We start from the raw sequence: 16,133 nt of genomic DNA on the forward strand, positions 1-16,133 counted from the left end.
GAGAAAAATTCTTAATATACACCATACAAAATATATTACATCATAGGATGGGGATTTGGCAATCCGAAAAGTCAGATAGATTGTTTCATTGACAAAAAACATAAATGAGCACAAAATGGGTACAAATAAAGGATAAAAGATACATGTAAGAAAAGAGGAACCAAATGCAAAATAAAATTACAATAGAAGAATGCCAGAAATTATTAGAGCAGAATCCCTTTGGAAGTCTGCTGCAGATGAAGATAACAGAGGCAGAACTTGGAAGGGTAAAGGCAGAACTGCCATTCAAAAAAGAGTTTACAAATATCTATGGAGATTTGCACGGCGGAGTACTGTATTCGGCAGTGGATACCATATGCGGAATTGCGGCAGGAACCTATGGATATTATGTGACTACTGTGGACGGACAGATCCGCTATTTAAAAGCGGCGCGTGCAACAGAATATGTTACATGCACCGCCAAAGTGGTAAAACCCGGAAGGAACCTCACAGTAGTAGCATTTGAAATTACAGATGCCAATGGAATGCTTTTAAATACCGGTGATTTTACCTTTTATAATCTGAAAGAAAAAGAGATTTTATAAATTTTCATTTTTTAATGCATCCATGATATTTTCAGAAGAAAGCTTACGCATGGAATAAATCATGGTTGCAGCAACGACGACAAACACACTGCCAATGGCAATGACAAAGCTATACCATGGAATAAAGAATCCAAAGTCGATTCCATCACTGACTGCCCGATAAATAAGCCAGGTGATTCCAATAGAAGCCGGAAGTCCGTAAAGGAGTCCCTTGCAGCCATAGAGCAGACATTCAAACTGCATCATTTTTCGGAAGCCCTTCGGAGAAAGACCGATGGACTTTAACATGGCAAATTCACGTTTTCGTAAAATAATATTGGTAGAAATCGTGTTAAATACATTGGCTGCCGCTATCAGGGAAATTAGTGTAATAAATCCATAGGAAAAAATATTGATAACGGTAATCATGGCACGCTCATTTTCAATGGAATCCATATAATCATAGATATCAGCAGAAATATTTTCGTTGTCAAAGAGTGTATTTAAGTCGGTCTGTACCTGTTTGTGATTATCTGTTTTTATATAGTATGAATTTTCCAGTGAACTATCCGGGTTCTGGCTGAGTGCCTGCCAGAGAGCATCCTTACAGGAATATGGAAAAATAAATTTCGCATTATCGGAAGGAGCACTGACACCGAAAGGAATGGTATCACTGAAAGCACCAGCGGTGACGGTGCAGGTATTTTTCACATCTTCGTCTAAAGCGGATAATACAATATCCTGCGAAGAAGGATTGGCGAAAATATTAATGTCATAGTATTTGTCATTGAATACATGAAGCCGGTCAATCAATACACCCGTTGGATGATCAGAATTCTGATAATCGGAAGGATTTTCCCCGATTTCTTTTAAATAATCTTCAAATAAATGATCCTCCACGAAATAAATCAAAGTGGTAAGCTCACAGGAGTCATCTGCCAGGAGTGTATTGCTGTAATAAGCCTGTTCATAATCAGAATAGAAACTTTCAAATTCTTTCGAACAGTCTTCTTTGGCTACCGTAAAGCCAGCAGCGAAGCTGGCACCGTAAGAAGCCTTATCTATGCCATCTAAAGCACGGATTTTTGTTAAAAGAGCATCCGGGTCATAATTCTTTTCGGAATATATGGTGCAGGAAAGCTCATAACCGTTTCCGTTGTAAATACTGCCGGCAGAATGTGTCAGATAAGCACAAAAGCTGCTGGCAGAAATAAACAGTACAATACTTAAGAAAAGTGAGATAACAGTAGCACGGTATTTGCTGCGGCTTCGTTTATAGTTTTTGGCAGCAAGCATTCCTTCAAAGCCAAATAATTTTTCCGTAAGTGGAAATGTATGCACTTTTTTGGAACGGATGTTAATATCACTGGTCTGCCGGATGGCTTCTAAGGCAGATAACTTCATGGATTTCCGTGCTGGCAGGTAAGCAGAAATCAATACCGTAATAAAAGCGAGGGTGACGGCAATCACAATTCCGGCAACGGATGGCTGCAGGGTCAGGTGCAGTGTGGTTTCGCTTCGGTACAGCATGGCAAGAGTATCACCAGTGAAATAGAAGGTAATGCCAATGCCAACTAAACCGAAGAAGATTCCAAGCGGAATACCGATAAGACACAGGAAAGCCGCTTCAAACAGGATGCTGTGAATCATCTGGTGTCTGGTTGCACCAAGGGATGAAAGCAGACCAAATTGTCTGGTTCGTTCGCTGATAGAAATGGAAAATGCATTATAAATCAGTGAGATAGACCCAAGTACGATAATTGCAATCAAAATAACCGCAAGACTGGTGACGGTGCGGTTTAAGGAATCCTCCATGGATGCTCCGTCAAGCCGCAGTAAATCATAGTTCATGGTATAAGAATATGGTGCATTCTGCTCTAAAAAACTGGATACATCCTTGCTGTTATGAAGACAGAAGTAAATATCCTGATAGGATGTCCGGGCAGAAGAGAGAGTCAGTGCTGTATAACCCGGAGCCTGAAAGCTTTCAAAGGAAGGTCTGCTGTAAAAACCTACCACCTGATAAGTTTTTGACTCCGTATTTGTAATGGATTCTAACGGAATTACTTTTCCGTCTTTTGTTTTTTCTGACTTATTACCAAGCAGTGAAGTGTTATTATCTAAAACAAAACCTTCTTCATCGACACGTTCTCCCACATCCAGTGTAATTTCATCATTTAAGTTATAAGCAATGCCACCGTCATAGGTAAGGTGCTCAGGAAGCAGAAGCTCAGAATCATTTTCAGGCATCCGTCCTTTCGTGATGTGTACCGGAAGAAGAGTAGTAACATCATCCGTTACACCGCAGATATAAAGGTATGGTTTGTATTGGTTGGCGGAATCTTTAAGATCGGCATATCCAATATATTTTAAAGAAACAGAAGACTCGATTTCGTCATGGGAGAGGAAATCTTTTGCTTCTGATGGGGTGACACGAAAAGCGGCACCCTGCCAGCTTCCTTCGGTATCAATGGTATATTCCTTCATAAATGCATGAAGAGAGCTGATGCTGCTGGTAACTGCAGTAAACATGGCAGTAGAGAGAATAATTCCGATAATCGTGACGATGGTACGGGTTTTATTCTTTTTTAAATTGGTGAGTGTGATTTTGTGAAAGATATTCATGCACGAATCACCTCGTCCCGTGTAATTTTACCGTCTTCGATGGCAATGATACGGTCTGCCTGAAGGGCAATGTTTTCATCATGGGTAATGACAATTAAGGTCTGGTTAAATTTCTGGTTGGAATATTTTAAGAGTTCCACAATTTCCTGGCTGTTTTTGGAATCTAAGTTTCCGGTAGGCTCATCGGCTAAAACCACAGCAGGAGCGTTCATTAAAGCACGGCCGATGGAGACACGCTGCTGCTGACCACCGGAAAGCTGGTTTGGAAGATGATTTTCCCGCCCTTTTAAAGAGAGAATTTCCAGCAGCTCATTTAAATGCTCTTTGTTGACCGGGCGTCCATCCATGCGGACAGGAAGTGTCATATTTTCAATGACATTCAGTACCGGAATCAGATTATAGAACTGATAAATCAGCCCGACCTGCCGTCTGCGGAAGATGGCAAGCTGTTCCTCCTTTTGCGCGTAGACATCAGTGCCCTCCATATAGACTTTGCCGGAGGTTGGTGTATCGACACCGCCTAAAATGTGAAGCAGTGTGGATTTGCCGGAACCGGATGGCCCGATGATAGCGAGAAATTCGCCTTTGTTGACAGAAAAAGAAACGTGGTCTAGGGCAACCACCTGATTTTCTCCTGTTCCATAGATTTTGGTAAGATTTTCAGCTCGTAAGATTTCCATAAGTAACTCCTTTCCATTTGATGCGATTCTAATGAGAAGTATAAGCATCCCGGATGACAGGAGCATGACTTTTCAGTGACAGTTCTGTCACTTTTTATAGAATTTCAGGATAAAACGTGCACCGCCTTCTTTACGGTTTTCTGCTTTTAAGGTTCCGTTTTCTTTGGAAACAATCATACGGGAGAGGGAAAGACCGATGCCAATGCTCTGGCCGGTGGCATTTTTTCCTTTGTAAAAGCGTTCAAAAAGATGCGGAATATCTTCTGGCAGAAAACCACTTCCATTATCTTCAATCACGATAGAAACATAGATTGGATTGTCGGTAACCGTAACATCAATCCTGCCACCGGAAGGCGTGTGCTCCATGCAGTTCTTTAAGATGTTTCCAAGGGCTTCCGCCGTCCATCGTAAATCCGTAGAAAAAGAAAAATCCTTCGGCTCTATGGTTTCATGATACTGGATGTACCGTAGTTCCAATGGAATAAGCAAAGGTGCAGCCGCAGTGGAGAGCAGTTCTTTGACAGAGGTTTTGGTCTGGTGAAAAGTAATGGTTCCTGCGTCCATGGAAGATAATTTCAGCAAAGTTTCAATGAGCCAGTCCATCCGGTCAATTAGCATGGATAATTCCCGCAGGGATTCCCTTCGCTTCTCATCGGAAAGAGCCGGCTCTTTTAAGAGAGTCAGCAAAAGGCGGATGGAAGTAAGGGGAGAGCGGAGCTGATGGGAAATATCAGCCATGGCATCCGCAAGATATTTTTTATCGTTTTCAAGTGCCTGATTCTGTTCCGCAAGGCGTCTGGTCAGCTTGGCAAGCTCATTTTGTAAAATTGCAAGTTCTCCTTCCATATAGTCGCTGAAATCACCACTGCTGTTACTGTGCAGCATCGCATCTAACTGCTGACTTAAGGATTCCACCTTCCGGTAACGTTTCCTGGTGAAAATCATAAAAATAAGAATGAAAATAAGTGATGCAAAAAGGATGATTACACCACAGATGGTATCAAAATAAAATCCGATGCCTGCAAAGATAAAGCATACAAGCAGTTGCAGAAACAGGCATTTTTTGATTTCGGGATTGCGTAAAAATTTCATATAGACTCCTTTGGGAAAATACATTTTCATCGGTTATTATGGTACTCATATTTATAACAGTCATTTTCTGCAGTTCAATTAGTCACCAAGCTTATAGCCCAGTCCGCGGATGGTTTTGATATATTCCGGGTGTGCCGGGTCGGCTTCGATTTTTTCCCGGAGCCTTTTGATGTAGACGGTAAGGGTATTATCATTTACAAATTCCCCTGCCATATCCCAAAGTTCATCTAAGAGCCGGCTTCGTGTAAGGACAATGCCCTGGTTGGAAAGAAAGAGTAAAAGCAGCCGGTATTCCAAAGCAGAAAGCGTTAGTTCCATATTATTTTTATAGACCAGTCCACGTACAGTATCAGCTTTTAGTTCATGATATTCCAACGGCTGGCTGCCACGGTGATAGCGGCGGAGAACACTGTTCATTCTGGAAATCAGTTCTCTCGGCCGGAAGGGCTTGGGAATATAATCATCGGCACCAAGGTCAAGCCCGGCAACCACACTATATTCATCATCCGATGCTGTCAGAAAAATGACAGGAATATCAGAGTTTGCCTTGATGGCACTGCACAAAGAAAAGCCGCTTCCATCCGGCAGGGAGACATCAAGCAGCGCCAGGTCAAAGTGATACTGCCCGGAATCTAATAAATCGATGGTTTCCTTTTGGTTATTTGCAGAAGTAACCTGAAAACCCTCCTGATTCAGGAAAGTGCGTAAACTGGAAACAATACTTGTATCATCATCTACAAGAAGTACATGTGTCATGTTTTCTTCTCCTTACAATTAATTTATAGAAGGCACTGATTGACAAAATACTTGCATAAAATAATTTCGGTTATCCGGAGGATATTTGTTTATGGGATGGAAAATGCCAGTTGTTCTTAGCTGCATGTTTTACTTGATGATAAACTGTCTTTCCGCTTGCTTTGACCGGATATCTGCACTGTCCGCCGGGTGCGGATGCGGTATAAGACCTGTAAGGGGCACTAGGAATTTCGGCAGGCAAAATATTTTGTCCGGCAACCGGTGCAAATTCACATCCATGTTCATATGCACCTCGCTGGCACGTCCATGTGCCAGCGTTGCCTGTTGCCGGACGAAATTCCAAGTGCCCCTAACAGCCCTTCTTAGGCATCCGCACTTCGACGGACGGTACAGATAGACTGTCAAACATTGGAAAGACGGTTTTTACAGGCAAAAGCAAAACATGCAGCTTAGAACTACGGTATTTTATATCCAAAACAAATATCCTTTGGATAACAGGATTATTTTAACAAGGATTATATAGTGTCAATCCGCCACGTTTATAAAAGTCATTGTAGCATAAAGAAACTTGCATTTGCAAAAGAAACAGTATAAGATGGACAGTTGTGATGAAAAATAAGCTGGTAAAGGCAAGAGGGATAGACAGATGAAGCAGAATTTAAAGAAAATGATTTCTTATTATAAACCATATCTTGGCGTATTTTTTACCGATATGTTTTTTGCATTGTTAGCAGCAGTGGCGGCACTGGTGATTCCGCTGATTGTGCGTTATATTACATCAACCGTGGTATATCTGCCGGAGCAGGATGCAGTAAAAACAATTGGAGAACTTGCACTGTTTATGGTAGTGCTGGTAGCAGTCCAGTGTTACAGCAATTATTATATTTCTAATAATGGTCATGTAATGGGTGCAAAAATAGAATATGATATGCGGGCAGAAATATTTGCACATTATCAGAAACTGTCCTTTGCATTCTATGATAATCAGAAAGTAGGACAACTGATGGCGAGAATTACCACGGATCTTTTTGATATCAGTGAACTGCTGCACCATGGACCGGAAAATATCGTGATTTCCCTGATTAAGATAATTGGTGCATTTGCTATTATGATGGGAATCAGTCCGAAGCTTACAGTGGCGGCATTTGCACTGGTACCGTTTATGATAGCGTATGCATATTTCTTTAATAAGCGTATGAAAAAGGCGTTCCGGCAGAACCGTATTAAGATAGCGGATATCAACAGCCAGATTGAGGACAACCTTTCCGGTATCCGCGTAGTAAAATCCTTTGCTAATGAAGAAGTCGAACAGGAAAAATTCAGCCGCGGAAACAAAGGCTTCTTAGATGCCAAGAAGAACAGCTATCTCTTTATGGGTGGTTATCAGGCGGGACTGACTGCATTTACCACGTTGATTACCGTAGTAGTGGTGATTGCCGGAGCACTGTGGATTCCGGGTGGCAGTGTGAGTATTACGGATTTGATTACGTTTCTTTTATATATCAATGTATTTACCGAGCCGGTTAAGACACTGATTGATTTTACCGAGCAGTTCCAGAATGGATATTCCGGCTTTGAACGGTTTATGGAGATTCTTTCCATTGAACCGGATATTTCGGATGAGGAAAATGCCATTGTCATGGAAAATGTGCGGGGAGAAGTAGAATTTCAGGATGTTTCCTTCCGGTATGAAGAACATTTAAGCCGCGTTTTAAGGCATATAAATCTGAAAGTTCCGGCTGGAAGCTATGTGGCACTGGTGGGAACTTCAGGTGCCGGAAAGACAACCCTTTGCAGCCTGATACCAAGATTTTATGATGTGTCAGAGGGCAGAATTTTAATTGATGGCTGTGATATCCGCCACTATAAATTAAAAAGTTTAAGAGACCACATTGGCATTGTCCAGCAGGATGTTTATTTGTTTGCCGGAACTATTTTTGAAAATATTGCATATGGCAAACCGGATGCAACAAGAGAAGAAGTAATTGAGGCAGCAAAAAATGCCAACGCGCATGAATTCATTCTGTCATTGCCAGATGGATATGATACAGATATCGGACAGCGTGGCGTAAAACTTTCCGGCGGGCAGAAGCAGAGATTATCCATTGCCCGGGTATTTTTAAAGAATCCGCCGATTCTTATTTTTGATGAAGCAACATCGGCACTGGATAATGAAAGTGAAAAAGTGGTACAGGAATCGCTTGAGAAACTGGCGAAGAACCGGACAACATTTGTAATTGCCCACAGGCTTTCTACGATAGAAAATGCAGGGCGTATTCTGGTGCTGACAGAACAGGGAATCGAAGAAGAAGGAACCCATGAGGAACTGCTTGCGCGGAATGGAATTTATGCCGGATTGTATCATACCCATTGATTTTTGAGAAAAATCTATTTATAAAATTTGTATGAAGTTCCGGCTGCCGGGTTGAGAAATTTTAAATTTTCTGCTATATTGCAATAGGTAGACAAATCAATTCAGTGTGAAATGCACTTTAAATATTAGAAAGAAGGATGTTAAAATGACAAAAATTGATATTATTTCAGGCTTCTTAGGAGCTGGAAAGACCACATTTATCAAGAAAATGATAGAAGAGGCTTTTGTTGGTGAGAAGCTGGTACTGATTGAAAATGAATTTGGTGAAGTCGGTATCGACGGCGGATTCTTAAAGGATTCCGGCATTGAGATTACCGAGATGAACTCAGGATGTATCTGCTGTTCCCTGGTAGGAGACTTTGGAAAGAACTTAAATGAAGTAATAACTAAATTCCATCCGGACCGTATTTTAATCGAGCCGTCAGGAGTTGGTAAACTTTCTGACGTAATGAAATCTGTTATTGATGTGGAAAAAGAGCAGGATGTGAAATTAAATGCACTGGTTACAGTTGTAAATGCAAAGAAAGCATCCAAACAGATGAAAGCCTTTGGCGAATTCTTCAATAACCAGATTGAATTTGCAACAACAATCGTATTAAGCAGAACCCAGAGCACAACACCGGAGCAGTTAGAGCTTTGCGTAAAACAGATGCAGGAATTAAATGGCAAGGCTGCAATCATTACAACTCCTTGGGATGCCATCAAAGGTGAGCAGATTCTCAAAGTTATGGAAGGACAGGATTCTCTTGAGATGAAACTTCTTGCAGAGGCACATCATAAAGCAGAAGAGGAAGAACATGAGCATGAACATGAACACCATCATGACCATGACCACGAAGAACATGAACACGATCACGACCACGAAGAGCATGAGCATCACCACCATCATGACCATGACCACGAGGAGCATGAACACCATCACGATCACGACCATGAGGAGCATGAACATCATCATGAGCATGGCGAGAACTGCACCTGCGGATGCCATGACCATGACCACGAACATCATCATCACCATCATGCAGATGAGGTGTTTACAAGCTGGGGCAAAGAGACTCCGCATAAATTTACCCGTGAGAAGATTGAAGAGGTATTAAAGACCTTATCCGAGAGCGAAGAGTATGGTATGATTCTCCGTGCAAAAGGAATGGTAGAGGATGTCAATGGTTCCTGGATTTACTTTGATATGGTTCCAGGCGAGTATGAATTAAGAGACGGAGAGCCGGATTACACCGGAAGACTCTGTGTCATTGGTTCTAAGATTGACGAACACAAGATTGAAGAATTATTCGGCATTGCATAATGCCCGTCAGATAGGAAAGGGGAAACCATGCAGGAGATTCCAGTATATTTATTTACCGGATTTATGGATAGCGGTAAGACCACATTAATCAAAGAAACACTTTTTGAAAATGATTTCGGCGGGGACAACCGTACGGTAATTATTGTCTGTGAAGACGGTGATGAAGAATATGATGAAGCAAAATTAAATACCATTAATGCGAAGGTTGCGATGATTGAGGAGCAGGAAGATTTTACAACAGAGACCTTGCAGAAGATTCAGGAGACATACAAACCGGAGCAGATTTTTATTGAGTATAACGGTACCTGGGATATTGCTACGTTGCTTGAGACAAAGATGCCGGATGGCTGGGTAATCGTACAGTCTTTGGCAACCGTAGATGCCACTACATTTGAAATGTATCTTGCCAATATGCGTGCCATGATTATGGAGCAGTTGTTTAAGGCAGATGTAGTAATCTTTAACCGTTGTGATGACAATACACCAAAGGGCAAGTTCCGTCGTGCAGTAAAAGCACAGAACCGTCCGGCACAGATTGTATACGAGCGTGCCGATGGAACGATTGATGAGAGTGCCGATGAAGAACTGCCATTTGACATCAATGCAGATGTCATTGATATTACGGATGCAGATTATGCAATCTGGTATATGGATGCACAGGATAATCCGAAGAAATACGATGGCAAGAAAATCAAATTCCTTGCGTTGGTATATAATCCGGAAAAGATGAGCAGGAAGGGCATGTTCGTGCCGGGACGTTTTGCCATGACCTGTTGTGTAGAGGATGTACAGTTCTTAGGATTTAAATGCAAATATCCGAAGTCGGAAGAAATCGGTCACAAATCATGGATAAATATTACCGCAGAAGTTCATGTGGAATTTGCCAAGGAATACAGAGGAAAAGGACCTGTCCTTTATCCGGTATCCATCGAGCCGGCAGAGAAGCCGGAAGATGAACTGGTATATTTCTCATAAAAAAGTGTTGACAATGTGAAAGAAAAGTATTATTCTAACTTCAATAAGAGAAACCGTTGAGAAAGAGTAGTAAGCTTGATTGGAAATCAAAGAGAGCTGCAGGTGGTGGAATTGCAGTATGGAAGATTTTGCTGAATGGACTTTCGAGGGTGGCCTGAATTAACAGTAGGCGTCACCGGGAACCGAACCCGTTACCAATCCGGCATGTATGATTCGTACATGAATGAGTGGACAATTCGTCAATATGAGTGGTACCGCGATAATAAGATTTTATTACCGTCTCAAGCATAAGCTTGAGGCGGTTTTTTACTGTTGGAAAACAGTAAAAGCGCTTTCTCTTATGAACAACAATAAATCATATAAGAAAGAAGAGGTAGTAATTATGAAGAAGAAAATGATGGCAGCAGTATTAACAATGGCTATGGCAGTAGCAGCAATGACAGGATGCGGAAGCAACAGTGCATCCAATGATGCAGCAACAACAGAGAAGGCTGCAGCAGATGGTAAAGTTTATAAAGTAGGTATCGTACAGTATGTAGATGATGCTTCTTTAAATCAGATTGAGAAAGCAGTAGAAGCAGAGCTGGATGCAAAAGCAAAAGAGCTCGGTGTTACTTTTGATTATAAAGATTATACTTACAATGGTCAGGCAGATTCTTCTACCTTAAACCAGATTGCAACAGACCTGGTTGCAGAAGATGTAGATGTGATTATTCCAATCGCAACACCAACCGCAATGATTATGCAGGCAGCAACAGAAGAAAATCAGATTCCGGTTGTATTCTCTGCAGTCAGTGATCCGGTTACTGCAGGACTTGTTGAAAGTATGGATAAACCTGGTTCCAATATCACCGGAACATCGGATGCATTAAATACAGAAGCTGTAATGGACTTAATGTTTGCAGCAAATAAAGACATTAAAAAAGTAGGTCTTTTATATAATAAGAGTCAGGATTCTTCCACTGTTCCAATTCAGGACGCAAAAGATTATCTTGATAAAAAAGGCGTTGAATATGTAGAAAAAACAGGAACAACCAATGATGAAATCTCTCTTGCAGCAGATGCATTAGTTGCAGCCGGTGTAGATGCCGTATTTACACCGACCGATAACACCGTAATGACAGCAGAACTTGCAATTTATGAGAAATTTGCAGAAGCAGGCATTCCACATTATGCAGGAGCTGACTCTTTCGCATTAAACGGAGCTTTCTGTGGATTCGGTGTAAACTATGTTGACCTTGGTACTGCAACAGCAGACATTGTAGTAGATATTTTAGTAAATGGGAAAGATCCTGCAACAACAGCAGTACAGACCATGAGCAACGGAATCGCAACTGTAAATACAGATGTGGCAAGCCAGCTTGGAATTGATTACAGCGTATTTGACGGTATGTGTGAAAAAGTAGTAGAGATTCAGACCGCAGAAGAGTTTGAATAAAAAGATAAAACGATAGTATGATAAGATAGTCAGGGGGATTAAAGAATGGGCTCCATATTTACAGTATCCATTTTACAAAGTGCATTAGAGCTAGGGTGTATATACGCCCTGGTTGCACTGGCATTGTTTGTTTCATTTTCCATATTAAATATTGCAGATTTGTCAACCGATGGCTGCTTTACCTTAGGCTGTGCCGTATGTGCCATGGTAACGATACAGGGTCATCCGATTCTGGCACTGGCAGCAGCAATGTTAGCCGGTGTATGTTCCGGATTTATTACAGCATTTCTGCAGACAAAGCTTGGAATTGAATCGATTCTGGCAGGAATTATTGTAAATACGGGGCTCTATACCATTAACATTGCGGTCATGGGATTTGCTTCCCAGGTAAACCTGTTTAACTGCAATACCATATTTACCATGGCAAAAAATGCCATTGGCGGTGGCTGGTATAAACTGATTGTGGCAGCATTAATCGTACTGGTAATCGGCGTGATTTTATCCGCATTTTTAAATACCAGATTAGGTCTTTCCATACGGGCAACCGGTGATAATGCTGACATGGTAAAAGCCTCCAGCATTAATCCATCCTTTACAATTACCGTAGGTCTTTGTGTAGCCAATGCAATGACTGCATTATCCGGCGGTGTACTGGCACAGTACCAGAAATCCTGCGATATCAACCTTGGAACCGGTATGGTAACCATCGCACTTGCCAGCCTGATTATTGGAGAATCCATTATCGGAAAAGGCTCCATGTTCCGCAGAGTATTAGGTGTTGTATTAGGAAGCTGCCTGTACCGTTTCTTAGTAGCCGTTGCATTAAGACTGAATGTTCCGGCAGAGGCACTGAAACTGGTTTCTGCAATTATCGTAGCAATTGCAATTGCATTCCCGTTCCTGAAAAAGAAGGCAGCGTTTGTCAGACAGAAGAGCACAGCACAGAAGAAATTAAAAGACAATATGCGTCTGGAAGAAGCAAATGCAAAGGAAATGGGAGGTGACCGATAATGTTAGAAATGAAGCATGTATCTAAGACATTTAATCCGGGAACCGTAAATGAAAAGAAAGCATTGTGTGATTTGAACCTGGTTCTTGAAGATGGAGATTTTGCAACAATCGTAGGAAGTAATGGGGCAGGAAAATCAACTACATTTAATGCGATTACAGGTGCGTTCTATGTAGATGAAGGACAGATTATTCTAGATGGAGAGGATATTACATATAAGAAAGAATTTTTGCGCAGTAAAGTCATTGGTCATCTGTTTCAGGACCCGTTAAAGGGAACAGCACCACATATGACCATTGAAGAAAATATGGCACTGGCATATCTTCGTGCATCCGGAAAAGAAAATGCATTTTTCAGCAGAATCCGTAAATCCGATAAAGAAAAATTCAGAGAACTGTTATCCCAGCTTGATATGGGCCTGGAAGACAGAATGAAGCAGCCGGTGGGATTGTTATCCGGCGGTCAGAGGCAGGCACTTACCCTTCTGATGGCAACGATGGTGACCCCGAAGATTCTTCTTTTGGATGAGCATACAGCAGCACTTGACCCTGCAACCGCAGAGAAAGTATTGGAACTGACGAAAAAAATTATTGCAGAGCATCATATTACCTGTCTTATGGTAACCCACAATATGCATCAGGCATTAGAGCTTGGCAACCGGATTCTGATGATGGATTCCGGAAATATTGTCCTTGATTTAAAGGATGAAGAGAAGAAGAAAATGACGGTAGACAGCCTTTTGGAACAATTCCGCATCCAGGCAGGAAAGCGTCTCGACAATGACCGGATTTTAATGTCAGCACAGTAAAAATAGAAATTGGTAAATTTTTTTAAGAAACAAGTGTCGGAAAATGTTGATTTTCTGACACTTTTCCTATATGATTAAATCTAGTGGTCTGGAATTCCACGAGTTGATGTAAACAAAGTATGGAGGTATAGTATGTATCCTATTATAAAAAAGGAAAAGCTGGCAGATAAGATTTATCTTATGGATGTCAAAGCAGAGCGTGTTGCAAAGTCTGCAAAGCCAGGACAATTTGTAATCGTGAAAATCGATGAAGAAGGTGAGCGTATTCCGCTTACTATCTGTGATTATGATGAAAAAGCAGGAACTGTAACAATTGTATTCCAGACAGTTGGAGCATCTACAGAGCGTATGGCATATTTAGAGGAAGGAGATACATTCCAGGATTTTGTTGGACCACTGGGCTGTCCATCCGACCTTATTGAGGAAGATATAGAAGAGTTAAAGAAAAAGAAAATCGTATTTATCGCCGGAGGTGTTGGAACAGCACCGGTTTACCCACAGGTAAAATGGTTACATGAACATGGGGTAGACTGTGATGTTATCATGGGTTCTAAGACCAAGGATTTATTAATTCTGGTAGAAGAAATGCGTAAAGTTGCAACTAATCTTTATGTAACAACCGATGATGGTACTTATGGCTTCCATGGAATGGGAACCAACCAGTTACAGGAATTATGGGATAAAGGTGTTCGTTACGATCATTGTGTTGCCATCGGACCAATGATTATGATGAAATTCGTTTGTAAACTGACCAAGGAGCTTGGCATTCCAACTGTTGTATCCATGAATCCGATTATGGTAGACGGAACCGGAATGTGTGGAGCATGTCGTCTTATGGTTGGCGGCGAAGTAAAATTCGCATGCGTGGATGGACCGGAATTTGACGGGCATCAGGTAGATTTCGACCAGGCAATGAAGAGACAGCTTCAGTATAAGACAGAAGAAGGCCGTGCAATGTTAAAATTGCAGGAAGGCAATACCCATCATGGTGGATGCGGTCAGTGCGGAGGTGACAAATAATGGAAGGATTAACAAGAGTACCTGTACGTGAACAGGAGCCAGAGGTACGTGCAGCAAACTTTGAAGAAGTTTGTCTTGGCTATAATGAAGAAGAAGCAGTAGCAGAAGCAAAACGCTGCTTAAACTGTAAAAATGCACAGTGTATGAAAGGATGTCCGGTTTCCATTAATATTCCGGCATTTATTGCACAGGTGAAAGAAGGCAACTTCGAAGAAGCTTATCATATTATCAGTGAATCATCTGCACTTCCTGCTGTATGTGGCCGTGTATGCCCACAGGAGAGTCAGTGTGAAGGAAAATGTATCCGTGGTATCAAGGGTGAGCCGGTTGCAATCGGTAAATTAGAGCGTTTCGTAGCTGACTGGGCAAGAGAGCATGGAATCAAGCCTAAGAAAGCAGAAAAATTAAATGGACATAAAGTAGCAGTTATCGGTTCCGGCCCTGCAGGTCTTACCTGTGCCGGCGATTTGGCAAAGCTTGGCTATGATGTTACTATTTTTGAAGCATTACATGAAGCAGGTGGAGTATTAATCTATGGTATTCCGGAATTCCGTCTTCCAAAGTCAAAAGTAGTTGCAGCAGAAGTAGAAAATGTAAAAGCTTTAGGCGTTAAGATTGAGACCAACGTTGTCATTGGTAAAGCAGTTACCATTGATGAATTAATGGAAAAAGAAGGATTCGAAGCTGTATTTATCGGTTCCGGTGCAGGACTTCCAAGATTTATGGGAATCCCTGGCGAGCAGGCAATGGGAGTATTCTCTGCAAACGAATTCTTAACCAGAAATAACCTGATGAAAGCATTCCGTGATGACTATGATACGCCAATCAAAGCCGGCAAAAAAGTTGTTGTAGTTGGTGGTGGTAACGTTGCAATGGATGCAGCCCGTACCGCAAAACGTCTCGGCGCAGAGGTACATATCGTATACCGTCGTGGCGAGGAAGAGCTTCCGGCAAGAAAAGAAGAAGTACATCATGCAAAAGAAGAAGGCATTATCTTTGACCTTCTGCAGAATCCTACTGAAATCTTAGTAGACGAAGACGGCTGGGTAAAAGGCTGTCGTGTCATTAAGATGGAATTAGGTGAGCCGGACGCATCCGGAAGAAGAAGCCCGGTAGAGATTCCAGGTTCTGAATACGAAATCGAGGCAGATACCGTAATCATGTCTCTTGGTACCTCTCCAAACCCATTGATTTCATCCACTACCAAGGGTCTGGACATCAATCGCAGAAAATGTATCATTGCAGAAGAAGAGACCGGAGCAACCTCCAAAGATGGCGTATACGCCGGTGGAGATGCAGTAACCGGAGCAGCAACCGTTATCCTTGCCATGGGTGCAGGAAAAACTGCAGCAAAGGGAATTGATGAATTCTTACGCAATAAATAAAGAGAAGTAAAGAATAAAGCATAATAATATATGCTTTTGGGACGCAGGATTTTGATGTGACCCCAAAAAGTTAGACTTTTAAGCGTAGCAGTTTTATTGGCTGCT

At 41.8% G+C, this 16,133-nt stretch carries 13 protein-coding genes and 1 other annotated feature; of the genes, 9 read left to right on the forward strand and 4 right to left on the reverse strand.

The window, feature by feature from the left end:
• Positions 1-164: 164 nt before the first annotated feature.
• Entirely contained in the window at positions 165-584 is a 420-nt protein-coding gene (locus tag DWV68_RS09280) for a PaaI family thioesterase (protein WP_117698306.1), read from the forward strand.
• Here DWV68_RS09280 and DWV68_RS09285 read toward each other — a convergent pair.
• The 4 genes from DWV68_RS09285 to DWV68_RS09300 all read right to left on the reverse strand — a co-directional run bounded on the left by DWV68_RS09285 (position 579) and on the right by DWV68_RS09300 (position 5,716).
• Positions 579-3,188, reverse strand: coding sequence for an ABC transporter permease (locus DWV68_RS09285; RefSeq protein ID WP_118665602.1), 2,610 nt, complete (start codon positions 3,186-3,188; stop codon positions 579-581). The genes DWV68_RS09280 and DWV68_RS09285 overlap by 6 nt on opposite strands.
• Positions 3,185-3,868: an ABC transporter ATP-binding protein gene (locus DWV68_RS09290; protein WP_117698304.1), complete on the reverse strand. Its 684-nt coding sequence runs from the start codon at positions 3,866-3,868 to the stop codon at positions 3,185-3,187. The genes DWV68_RS09285 and DWV68_RS09290 overlap by 4 nt, the downstream gene beginning before the upstream one ends.
• Positions 3,869-3,955: 87 nt before the next feature.
• A complete protein-coding gene (locus tag DWV68_RS09295; RefSeq protein WP_197420844.1) occupies positions 3,956-4,960 on the reverse strand; it encodes a sensor histidine kinase in 1,005 nt (334 codons plus the stop codon).
• Between the two features lie 78 nt (positions 4,961-5,038).
• Entirely contained in the window at positions 5,039-5,716 is a 678-nt protein-coding gene (locus DWV68_RS09300; RefSeq protein ID WP_118057791.1) for a response regulator transcription factor, read from the reverse strand.
• Between the two features lie 646 nt (positions 5,717-6,362).
• Here DWV68_RS09300 and DWV68_RS09310 point away from each other — a divergent pair.
• The 8 genes from DWV68_RS09310 to gltA all read left to right on the forward strand — a co-directional run bounded on the left by DWV68_RS09310 (position 6,363) and on the right by gltA (position 16,028).
• The gene (locus DWV68_RS09310) at positions 6,363-8,090 is read left to right on the forward strand and encodes an ABC transporter ATP-binding protein (RefSeq protein WP_118057789.1); all 1,728 of its coding nucleotides are present in this window, start codon (positions 6,363-6,365) and stop codon (positions 8,088-8,090) included.
• Between the two features lie 145 nt (positions 8,091-8,235).
• Positions 8,236-9,393, forward strand: a complete 1,158-nt coding sequence (locus DWV68_RS09315) for a CobW family GTP-binding protein (protein WP_118057788.1) — start codon at positions 8,236-8,238, stop codon at positions 9,391-9,393.
• 27 nt (positions 9,394-9,420) lie between these two features.
• Entirely contained in the window at positions 9,421-10,368 is a 948-nt protein-coding gene (locus DWV68_RS09320) for a TIGR03943 family putative permease subunit (protein ID WP_022243351.1), read from the forward strand.
• A gap of 47 nt (positions 10,369-10,415) precedes the next feature.
• Positions 10,416-10,655: a binding site (T-box leader), on the forward strand.
• Positions 10,656-10,750: 95 nt separating this feature from the next.
• Positions 10,751-11,806, forward strand: a complete 1,056-nt coding sequence (locus DWV68_RS09325) for an ABC transporter substrate-binding protein (RefSeq protein WP_118057787.1) — start codon at positions 10,751-10,753, stop codon at positions 11,804-11,806.
• 45 nt (positions 11,807-11,851) lie between these two features.
• Positions 11,852-12,817 (forward strand): ABC transporter permease, encoded by a 966-nt coding sequence (locus DWV68_RS09330; protein WP_118057786.1) that lies wholly within the window; start codon positions 11,852-11,854, stop codon positions 12,815-12,817.
• Positions 12,817-13,623, forward strand: coding sequence for an ABC transporter ATP-binding protein (locus DWV68_RS09335; RefSeq protein ID WP_022243348.1), 807 nt, complete (start codon positions 12,817-12,819; stop codon positions 13,621-13,623). Before DWV68_RS09330 ends, DWV68_RS09335 begins: the two co-directional genes overlap by 1 nt.
• A 132-nt stretch (positions 13,624-13,755) precedes the next feature.
• Positions 13,756-14,643, forward strand: coding sequence for a sulfide/dihydroorotate dehydrogenase-like FAD/NAD-binding protein (locus tag DWV68_RS09340; RefSeq protein ID WP_022243347.1), 888 nt, complete (start codon positions 13,756-13,758; stop codon positions 14,641-14,643).
• Positions 14,643-16,028 carry an NADPH-dependent glutamate synthase gene (gene gltA, locus DWV68_RS09345; protein WP_022243346.1) on the forward strand — a complete coding sequence of 462 codons (1,386 nt, stop codon included), beginning with the start codon at positions 14,643-14,645 and terminating at the stop codon, positions 16,026-16,028. Before DWV68_RS09340 ends, gltA begins: the two co-directional genes overlap by 1 nt.
• Positions 16,029-16,133: the final 105 nt, after the last annotated feature.

The organism is Roseburia sp. AF12-17LB, assembly GCF_003479605.1.
In the GTDB taxonomy this organism is placed as follows: Bacteria; Bacillota; Clostridia; order Lachnospirales; family Lachnospiraceae; genus Roseburia_C; species Roseburia_C amylophila.

Bases quoted from the DNA above. Each gene is read 5' to 3' on its own strand.
- DWV68_RS09280 (WP_117698306.1), top strand. From the start codon at position 165: ATGCAAAATAAAATTACAATAGAAGAATGCCAGAAATTATTAGAGCAG.
- DWV68_RS09285 (WP_118665602.1), bottom strand. From the start codon at position 3,188: ATGAATATCTTTCACAAAATCACACTCACCAATTTAAAAAAGAATAAA.
- DWV68_RS09290 (WP_117698304.1), bottom strand. From the start codon at position 3,868: ATGGAAATCTTACGAGCTGAAAATCTTACCAAAATCTATGGAACAGGA.
- DWV68_RS09295 (WP_197420844.1), bottom strand. From the start codon at position 4,960: ATGAAATTTTTACGCAATCCCGAAATCAAAAAATGCCTGTTTCTGCAA.
- DWV68_RS09300 (WP_118057791.1), bottom strand. From the start codon at position 5,716: ATGACACATGTACTTCTTGTAGATGATGATACAAGTATTGTTTCCAGT.
- DWV68_RS09310 (WP_118057789.1), top strand. From the start codon at position 6,363: ATGAAGCAGAATTTAAAGAAAATGATTTCTTATTATAAACCATATCTT.
- DWV68_RS09315 (WP_118057788.1), top strand. From the start codon at position 8,236: ATGACAAAAATTGATATTATTTCAGGCTTCTTAGGAGCTGGAAAGACC.
- DWV68_RS09320 (WP_022243351.1), top strand. From the start codon at position 9,421: ATGCAGGAGATTCCAGTATATTTATTTACCGGATTTATGGATAGCGGT.
- DWV68_RS09325 (WP_118057787.1), top strand. From the start codon at position 10,751: ATGAAGAAGAAAATGATGGCAGCAGTATTAACAATGGCTATGGCAGTA.
- DWV68_RS09330 (WP_118057786.1), top strand. From the start codon at position 11,852: ATGGGCTCCATATTTACAGTATCCATTTTACAAAGTGCATTAGAGCTA.
- DWV68_RS09335 (WP_022243348.1), top strand. From the start codon at position 12,817: ATGTTAGAAATGAAGCATGTATCTAAGACATTTAATCCGGGAACCGTA.
- DWV68_RS09340 (WP_022243347.1), top strand. From the start codon at position 13,756: ATGTATCCTATTATAAAAAAGGAAAAGCTGGCAGATAAGATTTATCTT.
- gltA (WP_022243346.1), top strand. From the start codon at position 14,643: ATGGAAGGATTAACAAGAGTACCTGTACGTGAACAGGAGCCAGAGGTA.